Origin of the sequence: Pseudovibrio ascidiaceicola (assembly GCF_900114245.1) — a bacterium.
Lineage (GTDB): Bacteria > Pseudomonadota > Alphaproteobacteria > Rhizobiales > Stappiaceae > Pseudovibrio > Pseudovibrio ascidiaceicola.
The window spans coordinates 312,498-325,550 of sequence record NZ_FOSK01000001.1; the positions used below are offsets into that span (position 1 = coordinate 312,498).

The 13,053-nt window shown below is 52.0% G+C and carries 9 protein-coding genes; 4 read left to right on the forward strand and 5 right to left on the reverse strand.

Annotated elements, in window-relative coordinates:
* Positions 1 to 77: 77 nt before the first annotated feature.
* Positions 78 to 2,360: an NADP-dependent malic enzyme gene (locus tag BM231_RS01610; RefSeq protein ID WP_093516232.1), complete on the reverse strand. Its 2,283-nt coding sequence runs from the start codon at positions 2,358 to 2,360 to the stop codon at positions 78 to 80.
* A 140-nt stretch (positions 2,361 to 2,500) separates the two neighbouring features.
* Between BM231_RS01610 and mutS the strand changes: the two genes are divergently transcribed.
* The gene (gene mutS / locus BM231_RS01615; RefSeq protein ID WP_093516234.1) at positions 2,501 to 5,239 is read left to right on the forward strand and encodes a DNA mismatch repair protein MutS; all 2,739 of its coding nucleotides are present in this window, start codon (positions 2,501 to 2,503) and stop codon (positions 5,237 to 5,239) included.
* A 710-nt stretch (positions 5,240 to 5,949) separates the two neighbouring features.
* Here the strand turns inward: mutS and BM231_RS01620 are convergent.
* Positions 5,950 to 6,726, reverse strand: a complete 777-nt coding sequence (locus tag BM231_RS01620) for a DODA-type extradiol aromatic ring-opening family dioxygenase (RefSeq protein ID WP_093516236.1) — start codon at positions 6,724 to 6,726, stop codon at positions 5,950 to 5,952.
* A 203-nt stretch (positions 6,727 to 6,929) separates the two neighbouring features.
* Here BM231_RS01620 and dut point away from each other — a divergent pair, with 203 nt between their 5' ends.
* The 3 genes from dut (at position 6,930) to cysK (ending at position 9,381) form a co-directional block, all read left to right on the forward strand.
* Entirely contained in the window at positions 6,930 to 7,388 is a 459-nt protein-coding gene (gene dut, locus BM231_RS01625; protein WP_093516238.1) for a dUTP diphosphatase, read from the forward strand.
* Between the two features lie 93 nt (positions 7,389 to 7,481).
* Entirely contained in the window at positions 7,482 to 8,159 is a 678-nt protein-coding gene (locus BM231_RS01630; protein WP_063308961.1) for an HAD family hydrolase, read from the forward strand.
* 256 nt (positions 8,160 to 8,415) lie between these two features.
* Complete coding sequence (cysK, locus tag BM231_RS01635) at positions 8,416 to 9,381, forward strand: cysteine synthase A (protein ID WP_093516240.1); 966 nt, start codon at positions 8,416 to 8,418, stop codon at positions 9,379 to 9,381.
* Between the two features lie 87 nt (positions 9,382 to 9,468).
* Here the strand turns inward: cysK and BM231_RS01640 are convergent, their stop codons facing one another.
* From BM231_RS01640 to trpA, 3 genes are all read right to left on the reverse strand, one after another.
* Positions 9,469 to 10,794 (reverse strand): bifunctional folylpolyglutamate synthase/dihydrofolate synthase, encoded by a 1,326-nt coding sequence (locus BM231_RS01640; protein WP_093516242.1) that lies wholly within the window; start codon positions 10,792 to 10,794, stop codon positions 9,469 to 9,471.
* 93 nt (positions 10,795 to 10,887) lie between these two features.
* The gene (gene accD, locus BM231_RS01645; RefSeq protein ID WP_093516244.1) at positions 10,888 to 11,808 is read right to left on the reverse strand and encodes an acetyl-CoA carboxylase, carboxyltransferase subunit beta; all 921 of its coding nucleotides are present in this window, start codon (positions 11,806 to 11,808) and stop codon (positions 10,888 to 10,890) included.
* A 72-nt stretch (positions 11,809 to 11,880) separates the two neighbouring features.
* On the reverse strand, positions 11,881 to 12,711 hold the full coding sequence (trpA, locus tag BM231_RS01650) for a tryptophan synthase subunit alpha (RefSeq protein WP_093516246.1): 831 nt from the start codon (positions 12,709 to 12,711) through the stop codon (positions 11,881 to 11,883).
* Positions 12,712 to 13,053 lie beyond the last annotated feature (342 nt).

Here is a 13,053-nt window from a genome sequence, read left to right on the forward strand (position 1 = left end):
TAATGCTGTCAGGTGCTTAGGGAATAAAAAAGCGCTGCAGAAGCGGCGCTTTTCCTGATCTCACAATTCCGTCAGACCTAAGTGATGTTGTAAGCTGCAATGGCTGCCATATTGAAGATCTCACTATCCTTGGCACCCATCGGTACAATCTGAACCGGCTTGTCCATACCAACCAGCAGCGGGCCGATAAGTGTTGAGCCGCCAAGCTCTTCCAGCAGTTTTGTCGCGATGGAAGCAGAGTGGAACGCTGGCATGATAAGTACGTTCGCCGGTCCATTCAGACGACAGAACGGATAAGCCGCCATCTTCTCCATGTTGAGCGCGATGTCTGCGCCCATCTCGCCATCGTACTCAAAGTCCACACGGCGGCGATCAAGGATCTTTACTGCTTCCTGAAGACGCTCAGTCCGCTCACCCTTAGGATGGCCGAATGTGGAGTATGCCAGCATAGCCACACGCGGTTCAGAACCTAAACGGCGAGCAACATGCGCCGCTTCTTCCGCAATATCCGCCAGTTCCTCTGATGTCGGCATGTCATGAACAGCCGTATCGGCCACAAGAACGGTTTTACCCGGTGTCACCACAAGCGAAACGCCAATCACACGGTGCCCCGGTTTGGTATCGATACAGCGGCTGACGGTTTCCAGCGCAACGGAATAGTTTCGTGTTGTCCCTGTTACAACGCCATCAGCATCACCGCGTGCAACCATAATGGACGCCCAGTAGTTACGGTCATTGTTGACGAGACGCTGACAGTCACGTTGCAGATACCCCTTACGCTGCAAGCGAGAGTACAGGTATTCCGCGTAATCCGCATTGCGAGTGGATGAACGTGCGCTTTCAAGGCGAATGCCCGGGCGGTTCACATCAATACCGGCAGATGTTGCATTGGCGCGGATCTCATCTTCACGGCCAACAAGGATAGCCTCACCCAGCCCTTGTGCAACGAAGGCGGAAGCTGCGCGAATAACCGCTGGCTCTTCCCCTTCCGCAAACACAATGCGCTTCGGATTCTGGCGCACTTTAGAGATGATCCGCTGCAAAGTACCGGCAATCGGATCACGACGACCCTGCAGCTGCGCACCATAAGCATCCATGTCCACAATCGGGCGACGCGCTACGCCGCTGTCCATCGCAGCCTGTGCAACTGCTTGAGGGATACGGGAAATCAGGCGCGGATCAAACGGAACCGGAATGATGTATTCGGGACCGAAACGAGGGCGGCTACCACGATAAGCCGCTGCAACTTCATCAGGAACATCTTCGCGAGCCAGCTCAGCCAGTGCCTGAGCACAAGCAACTTTCATCTCATCATTGATGGTTGTTGCGTGAACGTCCAACGCACCGCGGAAGATATACGGAAACCCGAGAACATTGTTCACCTGGTTCGGATAATCAGAACGACCGGTTGCAACAATAGCATCTGGACGAACTTCCTTAGCTTCTTCTGGTGTAATCTCAGGATCAGGGTTCGCCATCGCAAAGATAATTGGGTCCGGTGCCATGGTCTTCACCATGTCAGGCGTCAAAGCACCCTTCACGGAAACACCGAAGAACACATCTGCACCATCCAGCGCATCTTCAAGGGTGCGCTTGTCTGTTTTCACAGCATGAGCGCTCTTCCACTGGTTCATCCCAGCTTCACGCCCCTGATAAATCACGCCTTTTGTATCGCACAGAAGAACGTTCTCATGTGGAACACCCATCGCTTTAACAAGTTCGATACAAGCAATGCCAGCCGCGCCCGCACCATTACAGACCACTTTCACATCTTTGATGTCGCGATCTGTCATATGAACCGCGTTGATCAAGCCCGCTGCTGCGATAATAGCAGTGCCGTGCTGATCATCATGGAACACCGGAATATCCATGATCTCACGAAGACGCTGCTCGATGATAAAGCAATCCGGTGCCTTGATGTCTTCCAGGTTGATACCGCCGAAAGAAGGGCCGAGATGCTTTACAGAGTCGATGAATTCCTCAACGTCGGAAGTGTCCACCTCAAGGTCAATGGAATCCACATCAGCAAAGCGCTTGAAGAGAACTGACTTACCTTCCATCACCGGCTTGGAAGCCAACGCGCCAAGGTTTCCAAGCCCAAGAATTGCAGTCCCGTTGGAGATAACCGCAACCATGTTGCCTTTGGTGGTGTAGTCGTATGCCTTGCTTTCGTCTTCCGCAATTGCCAGCACAGGAACAGCAACGCCAGGAGAATAGGCCAGGCTCAGGTCGCGCTGAGTGGCCATTGGCTTGGTTGGCGAGATTTCAAGCTTGCCCGGTTTACCTTCGTTATGGAAGGCTAACGCGTCTTGGTCAGTAAAGCTGACCTGCGAGCTTGCTGTTTTATCAGTGGTTGGCATGCGAAAAATTCCTCACCCTCAAGCGCAGTGTTCTTTTCAAATATCACTGGACGACATTATCCCCGTAAAATCTCGTTCTCAAGCTGTGAACTAAACTGACACGGGTGAAACACATAGAACCATTTGCTAGTGTCTGCGCCATGACTACAGCAGATATTGAAAAGCCTTCCCCAGCAAAAGGCCGCGTCACACCCATGATGGCGCAATATATTGAGATTAAGACGGCGAATCCGGACAGTCTCCTGTTCTACCGAATGGGTGATTTCTACGAGCTGTTTTTTGAAGATGCAGAAGTTGCATCTCAGTCTCTCGGAATTACGCTCACCAAACGTGGCAAGCATAATGGTGATGATATTCCCATGTGCGGCGTTCCCGTGCATGCCGCTGATGATTATCTGCAAAAACTGATCGGCCTTGGCCACCGTGTTTCCGTCTGTGAGCAGACTGAGAACCCGGCAGAAGCCAAAAAACGTGGCTCTAAATCTGTAGTTCGCCGCGATGTTGTGCGTTTGGTGACACCGGGCACTATCACGGAAGACCGCCTTCTGGATGCCAGACGAAACAACTTCCTTGCCTCGTTAGCGCGGGTCAAAGGCGGAAGTGCAGCTGACGGAAACCTCTACGGCCTCGCCTGGATTGATATGTCCACGGGCATGTTCCGTGTGGCTGAGAGTGATGACGTGCGCCTTGCTGCTGATTTGGCGCGCATTGATCCATCAGAACTGGTGCTTGCTGACGCACTTCTTCAGGAAACCGAGTTGCGAGCGACAGTCGAAGGACTTGGCGCTGCCCTTTCTCCTGTACCCCGCACGTTCTTTGATGGCGCAAATGCTCAGGATCGTCTCTCCACCTACTTCTCCGTGGGCACACTGGACGGTTTCGCTAACTACACTCGTGCTGAATTGATCGCAGCCAGCGGCATTCTGGCCTACATCGACAAAACCCAGCTCGGCGAGCGCCCTCCTCTGGATCCGCCGGTTAAAGAAGCCGCTGCTGGCCAGCTGCTGATTGATCCGGCAACCCGCGCCAACCTTGAGCTGACCCGAACCCTTTCCGGCGAGCGTCGTGGCAGCCTGCTGTCTGCCATCGATAAAACCGTGACTGGAGCTGGTTCTCGTCTGCTTGCCAGTCGTCTTTCAGGGCCCCTTACGGACCCGGAACAAATCCGCCATCGTCAGGATACCATTGCGTTCTTCGCGTCCGACACCATGCAGCGAGAGGATATTCGCTCACTGCTGAAGTCCGCGCCGGATATGTCTCGTGCGCTGTCGCGTCTTGCTGTGGATCGCGGCGGTCCGCGTGATTTGCAGTCCATCGCGTCTGCAATGAAGTCTGCCCGAGAAATCGCAGGTCTTCTGGCCTCTGGCGGCGCCTTCCCTCAGGAAGTTGGCTTTGCTGTTCAAAAGCTGGAACAAGCGCCACATGCGCTGGGTGACAAGCTTGCGCTGGCAATTGCAGAAGAACCGCCCCTTCTCAAGCGAGATGGCGGCTTTATTGCTCATGATTATCATCCAGACCTTGATGAGCTCAAAGCGCTTCGCGATCAAAGCCGAAAAGTCATCGCACAGATGCAGGCGGACTTGGCCGAAGAGCTTGGCATCCGCTCATTGAAGATTAAGCACAACAACGTGCTTGGCTGGTTCATGGAAGCGCCGACCGCGCAGTGTGATCCGATGAAGGATGATCCTGCCCGCTTTATCCATCGTCAGTCCATGGCTGGCGCCATGCGCTTCACGACCACTGAACTGGCTGACCTGGAAAGCAAGATCGCAAGTGCAGGTGAACGTGCACTTGCGATTGAGCTGGAAATTTTCAACGAGCTGACCAAAGCTGTTGTTGAAGCCGGTGGCCAGATCAAAGCAGCAGCTGAAGCTCTCGCAATTTTGGATGTTTCAACCTCTCTTGCGGTTTTGGCAGAAGCGGAAAACTACATCCGTCCAACTGTAGACGGCTCGCTCGCATTTACGATTGAAGGCGGTCGCCACCCTGTGGTGGAGCAAGCTCTTCGCAAATCTGGCGAACCTTTTGTGGCAAACAATGCCAATCTTGGCCCGCAGGAAACCTACGAAAATGGCCAGATCTGGCTGATCACTGGTCCCAACATGGCCGGTAAATCAACCTTCCTACGCCAGAATGCATTGATCGCTGTACTGGCTCAAATGGGTAGTTTCGTTCCTGCAACCACTGCCCATATTGGTATCGTGGATCGCTTGTTCTCACGTGTTGGGGCTGCGGATGACCTTGCCAGAGGCCGCTCAACCTTCATGGTTGAGATGGTGGAAACGGCTGCTATTCTCAATCAGGCAACGGCCCGCTCTCTGGTTATTCTTGACGAAATCGGACGCGGAACGGCGACTTTTGACGGACTTTCCATCGCATGGGCTGCCATTGAGCATCTGCACGAAACCAACCGCTCTCGCTCTCTGTTCGCGACGCATTACCATGAAATCACAGCACTTTCGCAGCGTTTGGAGCGTCTCAACAACGCGACCGTGCGTGTGAAAGAGTGGAAAGGTGACGTTGTCTTCCTTCACGAGATCGTCGAAGGCGCTGCTGATCGTTCCTACGGTATTCAGGTGGCAAAGCTTGCTGGCCTGCCGAAAACCGTTGTCAGCCGCGCACAAAAGATCCTGACGCAGCTGGAAGAGCAAGACACCAATAAGCCTTCTGAGACGCTTTTGGACGACCTGCCACTCTTTGCTAGTTTCTCTCAACCTCTGGAAACCATTCCGGAGCCGGAAGAACATGAAGAAGCCTTTGTTTCCAATGAACTTGTTGAACTGCTGGAGACCTTTGATCCGGATGACATGACACCCCGTCAGGCTCAGGAAGCGCTCTACGCTCTCAAGCAAAAGCACAAAGAGCTCAACTCAAACTGAGTTGAGTACAGAAAACACAAACAAGTTTAGCACCGCTGGAAATCTCCGGCGGTGTTTTCATGTGAAACCCGATAATCGGGATGAGCAAGGCGGCAGGCAATACCTGCGCTTTTTATTAGTAATGAGTCTTCGGCATTGGCTACACGCCTTGCCCGGGCTTTCTTTCGATGAACAACGTCGCCTCTTTTGCCTATAAGGCACGATAGTCAGTTTCCTGAAAAGACAGTGGCTTACCCAGACACGTTTCCATGCCCAAACAGTTCCTCCGTCTTTGACAAACACATCTGCAAAAGCAGGGTTTTACTGCCGGTACATCTGCATCTATCACCGCGTGATACCCTATAGTCCTGGGCCCTTCCCCTCAAACCATGCGGTCACGTTTGAAGTTCGGTTCACCGGACCTTTGAAAGGTGCGTTACGTCTTCCAGAAGCCCCGCCCAGCCTACGACAAACTGACGGTCGCTCCGCCAGCAGCCCGTTACGTAGGCATACGATTAGAATATGGGAGGAAGTCTGGAAGGGGATAAGTTTTTTGAGACAGTCTTTGCTCCACCCATCAATGTCATCCCGGGCGAAGACCCGGGACCCATACCCCCAGTATTAGAGATTGCTTGAACGCCTCAGTGAAATAGTGAAGCAACCAGTTATGGATCCCAGCTCAAAAGCTAGGACGGCACCAAAGGAGTTTAACTGATGCACTCTCTTAGTGACTACCTGCTGTGAAACCGGAATGCGCTCATGCTGATTGAGCGGTAAGTGAAGCTCTCATGCAGCTTTTCGCCAAATGACTTTTCTCCAGCAGCACCAAAAGCCACAAGAAGCGGAAGGAAATGCTCATCTGTTGGCAGTGCTTTCTGATAGTATTTGTGGTTGCTGGAAGAAAGCAATGCACAGGTCTCTCCTCGTTCAGCCAGATCACTAACCCAGTGATCGAACTCAAGTGCCCAGTCAGGAACGTCGCCGTTTGCGGCCACTTCGGCAAAGTTATGCGTTAGAGCACCACTGCCAATAACGAGGATGCCCTCATCCGCCAAAGGCGCAAGCGCACGACCCAGATTGTAGCTTTCCTCGCTGCCATAGGCGTAAGGCAGTGAAATCTGCACAACAGGGATATCTGCCTTGGGAAATGCAAGAGATAACGGGACCCATGCACCGTGGTCCAAACCCCATGAATTATCTTCGCACACGGTTAGGCCATAGCGCGTAATGGCGTCATGTGTGCGGGCAACCAACCAGCTTGGCGCATCTGCGGTGTATTGCATGTCATAGAGTTGCTGCGAGAAACCGCGAAAATCATGGATGGTCTTCAACGGGCCAGCTGACGTGATGACAAGCCGGTCTGTTTGCCAGTGAGGTGAGATGATCACGATGGCATTGGGCTTAACCTCTGAAACACAAAGGTTTTTGAGGAACTGGTGAGCTTCCAGCTCAGGTCTTATTGCGAGATCTGGTGCTCCATGGGGCAAAAAGAGAGGTGATTGTTTCATGTGAAACGCTTTTTTGTTTCGGTTTGTTGATGAATTCCTTATTCTCAACAGTGTATTGCATCAGTGAATTGCGACCAATCTCAGTAAAGTTGATAGGACTGTTCACTGAAAGTGACCTTATCGCAGGATAAGGAGCTTGATCGAATTTCATGCGCCTACTGGAAGAAATTGCAAACTCCTGTTAGAAAAGACGCCTCTTATCAATGGGCCTCTTCATGACACCAAAACTAAAAATTACGCGCCTTCCCCACAGCGAAGGATTAGAGCTTCCTGCTTATCAAAGTGCAGAGGCTGCTGGTTTGGATTTGCAGGCAGCAAATACAGATGCGATTGAGTTGAAGCCCGGACAGCGGGCGATGGTGCCAACAGGCCTGTCACTTGCGCTGCCATCTGGTCATGAGGGGCAGGTTCGCCCGCGCTCTGGTCTGGCCGCTAAACATGGTGTGACGGTCCTCAACACTCCAGGTACTGTTGATGCTGATTATCGCGGCGAAGTGAAGGTCATCCTGATCAATCTAGGGGAAGACACCTTTGTGATTGAACGCGGAATGCGCATCGCTCAAATGGTCGTTGCTCCCGTTACGCAAGTGCAGATCGAAGAAGTCAAAGAGCTGGAAACCACCGAACGTGGTGCAGGCGGATTTGGTTCCTCTGGCGTTTAAGCGCATCTTTAAAGGATACGCTGGAAGAAAACTGGAGCATCTCGCGTCAACTCCCATGAAGGCGAGAGGCTCCGCGGAATACAAGGAAGAATTATGAAGCCGGAACTGGTGATTTTCGATTGTGATGGCATTCTTGTCGACACCGAAACCATAGCGAATGAAGTCCTTTCTGACTTCATGAAGAAAATCGGCCTCGATTTTTCGCCTTTGGAATGTCACCACCGCTTTACCGGCACCGCAATGGACACCATCAAGGAAGAAGCCGAGCGTTTAAGCGGCGAGAAGCTACCTGATGACTGGGCCGCGCAAGTCCGTCAGGCTGATCTGGTCGCATTTGAAGCTGGTATTGAGCCTATTCCGGGTATTCTGGATGTTGTTGCACATCTGAAAGCGGAAGGCATTCCATTCTGCGTTGGGTCTTCAGGCCGCTATGAAAAAATGCAGATGACGCTTGGCTCCTCTGGCCTCTGGGAAACCTTCAAGGACGTGCTCTATTCTGCGCAGGATTGCAAAATGGGCAAACCAGCACCGGATATCTTTCTCTACGCTGCCAAGGGTATGGGCTTCAAGCCGGAGCAATGCGTTGTAATTGAAGATAGTATCGCTGGCATCAAAGCCGCGAAAGCCGCAGGAATGCGCGTCTTCAACTACACAGGCGATGTAAACGCAGACATCGAGCAGGCCAAATCTCTGGGCGCAACCACCTTCGGTCACATGTCTGAATTACCTGCCCTGTTGGGTCTCGAAGCGCTGGATCAAACCACCGCATAACTCATCTATTTCTGAGGAAACGGTCTTTTCTGCAAAAGACCATACTAAATCATCCCTCAGATAGAATGTAATTCTATGTTTCTGCTATATTTTGCATCATGTTTCTACGTCCTGTAGTTTTCGGGGTTTTTGAAACCTCGAAAACCCTCGTTACACTTCCTACATTTCATTAAGAAATTTAATGAGGCTGCAGCTCGGGATTCTTACGCCGAGACAGGGCTCAAACTCACAAGCAAATTGCATAAAGGGAATTTCGATGAGCACTTCCAAGCCGGGTCGTGGAAAAATTTACTCTTCCATCACTGAGACTATCGGAAATACACCAATCGTACGTCTGGACCGTTTGGCAAAGGCTCACGGCGTCAAAGGCAACCTGCTTGCCAAACTCGAGTTCTTCAACCCGATTTCCAGCGTGAAAGACCGTATCGGTGTCGCAATGGTTGAGGCAATGGAAGCCGCGGGCAAGATCATTCCGGGCAAAACCACTCTGATTGAGCCAACCTCCGGCAACACAGGCATTGCGCTTGCATTCGTGGCAGCTGCGAAAGGTTACCGCCTGATCCTCGTAATGCCAGAGACCATGTCTATCGAACGCCGCAAGATGCTGAAGCTTCTGGGCGCTGAGATTGATCTGACTGAAGGTCCAAAGGGTATGAAGGGTGCCGTTGCACGTGCGGAAGAGCTTCTTCAGGAGATTCCAGACGCAGTAATCCCGCAGCAGTTCGAAAACCCGGCCAATCCTGAAATTCATCGCAAAACGACAGCAGAAGAAATCTGGAACGATACCGACGGAAACGTTGACGTATTCGTATCCGGCATCGGCACTGGTGGCACCATCACAGGCACCTCTCAGGTCCTGAAAAAGCGCAACCCGGCCCTTCACGTGGTCGCTGTTGAGCCAACTGATAGCCCGCTCCTGTCCGGTGGTCAGCCTGGCCCGCACAAAATTCAGGGTATCGGCGCAGGCTTCGTGCCGGGCGTACTGGACACCACTGTTTATGATGAAGTGGTCACCGTTTCCAATGAGGATTCGTTTGCGCTGTCTCGTGAAGTGGCAAAAACAGAAGGTGTTCCGGTCGGCATCTCTTCCGGTGCTGTTTTGAAGGCAGCGATCGAAGTTGGCCAGCGGGACGAGATGGCGGGCAAAAACATCGTCATTATCATCCCAAGCTTCGCAGAGCGTTATCTCTCAACCGCGCTCTTTGAAGGTCTGGATGTATAATTCCTACGAGATCTGACATGAATTAAGGGAGGCAGTTGCCTCCCTTAATTCATGTCAAAGTCATTTCGAGTCTGAATCGAACCATGCTTACTCAGGCGGAGTGCCATTTCGTTCAAGAATTTCGCCAGCTAAGTAAAGTGAGCCACCAAACAGAATGCGCGGTGCTTCGTCTTCATCCTGCGCACGACGTCTGATCTCTGCGATTGCTCTGTCCATGGTGCCATGAGCCGATGCTGAAAGGCCCGCAGTCTGTGCAATCTCCGCAAGTTCAATCGGAGAACGTCCTGCGCTCGTGGTGGTCAAAGGCACGCAGATGACATGCTTCGCCAGCCCTTCAAACTGCTCAAAGAACCCTTCCGGATCTTTGGTGCTCATCATGCCCATGACCAGATAGGTCGGTCGGGATGCCTTATCCGTCAAATCTGCGAGGAAAGAGGAAATCACCTTTGCCGCGCCGGGATTATGTCCGCCATCCACCCAGATCTCACTGCTTTCCGGCAGTTCGTCAAACAGCTTGCCTTCATAAAGAGGCTGCATCCGTGCAGGCCAGTTGATGGAGCGCAGTGCTTTATCGCAAGCAGCGCGAGCCTCTTCACTCTCTAGCAAGCCGGCCGCCCGCAATGCAGCCAGCGCGAGGCCGGAGTTGGACAATTGATGGAACCCGGCAAGCTTTGGCGGCGAAAGGTCCAGCAAGCCAAATTCATCCTGATAAACCAGCCGACCGCCCTCTTCCCATGCAGAAAACTCCTGTCCCTGGAACCAGATAGGCGCCCGCTCCCGCCCGGCTTTGTTCTCAATCACATCCCACACAGCATCCGCTTGTGGACCCACGACAACAGGACAACCCGGCTTGATGATCCCAGCTTTCTCCAGTGCAATGCCTTCAAGGCTGTCACCCAAGAAGTTCTCGTGGTCCTTAGAGATCGGAGTAATCACACTCACCAGTGGCTTCTCAACGACATTGGTGGCATCCAAAACACCGCCAAGCCCAACTTCCAGAACAAGGTAATCAGCAGGGTTGTTGGCAAACAGGTAGAACGCAACAGCAGTCGTTGCCTCAAAAAATGTCAGCTCTTGTCCGCCATTAGCTTTCTCAACCTGCTCAATCGCTTCAAGCAGTGCATCATCTTCAACAAAGCGTCCTGTACCACCCAGCCGAATGCGCTCGTTGAAACGAACCAGATGCGGTGAGGAATACACATGAACGGTTTTCCCCTGCGCCTCCAGAAGGGCTCTGACTGAGGCTCCAGTAGAGCCTTTGCCATTGGTTCCTGCGATATGGAAGACAGGTGGAATGCGTGTCTCAGGGCTTCCCAGCGCCTTCATGACCCGATGCATACGATCCAGAGACAGATCGATCTCATCGGGATGAAGCTTCATCAAACGATCAAGGGCGGCTTTGATCTTGTTCATTGGTGATCCACCTTCAAATCTGAATAAAGAAAAAGCCCGGCACGGTATGCCGGACTTTTAAAAGCAAATCGCAACTCCGTGAGCCGTAAAGACTTAGGAGGTTGCTACAACCTCAGTGCTAGCCTCTGGTTCTGCTGGCTTTTCTTCAAGCACTGGCAGCTGAGCTTCACGCTTCATCAGCAGGTTACACAGGTTGGAAATGGTTTCTTTCAGCTCGTGACGATGCACAACCATGTCGACCATACCGTGATCACGCAGATACTCAGAACGCTGGAAGCCTTCAGGAAGCTTCTCGCGGATGGTCTGCTCAATCACGCGCTGACCAGCAAAACCGATCAAAGCGTTAGGCTCAGCAATGTGAACGTCGCCCAGCATCGCGTAGGAAGCGGTTACACCACCGGTTGTCGGGTTGGTCAGCACCACAATGTAAGGCAAGCCTGCTTCACGAAGCATCTGTACAGTTACCGTAGTCCGTGGCAGCTGCATCAGTGACAGGATACCTTCCTGCATGCGTGCGCCACCGGAAGCGGCGAACATGACGAAAGGTGTTTTGTGCTCAACGGCATGTTCCATACCGCGAATGATCGCTTCACCAGCTGCCATACCAAGAGAACCGCCCATGAAGGCGAAATCCTGAACCGCAGTGGTCATGTCGTAGCCGTTCACCTTACCGTTGGCGACAACGACAGAGTCGGTCATCTCGGTTTTGGCTTTGGCGTCCTTCAAGCGATCAACATATTTGCGCTGGTCGCGGAATTTCAGCGGGTCGACAGCAACTTCCGGAGTCTCGATCCTGGTGTATTCACCCTGGTCAAAGAAATACTCTAGGCGCTTCTTGCTGGAGAGGCGCATATGAAAGTTGGAGTTTGGTACAACCCACTGGTTAGCCTCCAAATCGCGATGGAAGACCATCTCGCCAGTTTCAGGGCATTTGATCCAAAGGTTTTCCGGAATTTCGCGCTTTTCGAGAAAGCTGCGGATTTTCGGCCGTACGACGTTGTTAATCCAGTTCACGGGCTGCCGCCTGTCTTTAATTTCGTTTTCGATTTTTAATGGCCATTAAACGGGCCATACGTAAAGCAATACTTATTTCCGAGCTTTTTCTACACCCACACGTAGTGAGCGCACAACTTCGGTAACAGCAGCTTGTGTCTGATTTGTGGCTTTTCCATTGTCGTCAAGGCTTGTTCTAATCGCCTCAACAAGGATGGAGCCAACCACCACACCGTCAGCATGTTTGCCAATTTCCTCTGCTTGTTCAGCGGTTTTAATGCCAAAGCCAACAGCAACAGGAAGGTCGGTGTGGGATTTAATTCGTGTAACTGCCTGAGCAACAGCGGTGGTGTCTGCAGCAGCAGATCCGGTCACACCAGTTACGGATACGTAGTAAACAAAACCTGATGTATTCGCCAGAACGGTTGGAAGGCGTTTGTCATCAGTTGTTGGTGTTGTCAGGCGGATAAAGTTTACACCACCCTCAATCGCCGGAATGCAGAGTTCATCATCTGCTTCAGCAGGCACATCAACAACAATAAGACCATCAACGCCAGCCTCACGTGCTTCTTTCACAAAAGCAGCGCTGCCACGTACAAAGATCGGGTTGTAATAACCCATCAGAACGATTGGGGTATCATTGTCCTTTTTGCGGAACTCACGCACCATCTGAAGCGTTTTGTCCATCGTGTGACCATGCGCCAGAGAACGCTGAGTCGCCAGCTGGATTGGAACACCTTCAGCCATCGGGTCGGAAAACGGCATGCCAAGCTCAATAACATCACTACCCGCTTCTGGAAGTGCATCCAGAATAGCTTGTGAAGTGGCGAGGTCCGGGTCTCCGGCCGTAATAAAAGTTACGAGCGCAGGACGTCCTTCAGCCTTTAGCTTAGCAAAGCGTCGATCAATACGAGTTTCAATCATTCATCCGACCATCTGATGTATTGGGGCAAGCCCCACCAATCAATCAGCAAGGATGTAGGGGTGCAACTAGCCCTCTGTCAATAAACACAGCGCAAATTGAATGCGTTTCTGGCGAATTTTATAAGAAATAGACAACAGCTCCAGAGAATATCCAGCGATAAAGACTCACAAGGTCTCAGGTTGACCATTACGTCAAATATAATATCGCCTGCTTGGATCGTGAGCGTATGATGAACTCTACCCACCAAGTGGCAATAAGCACTGTATTTTTGGGGCTGTGGTAGAACCAATTTTAAGCATCGAAATGCGATAAACAGCCATATCAATAATCAATTCAGCCCC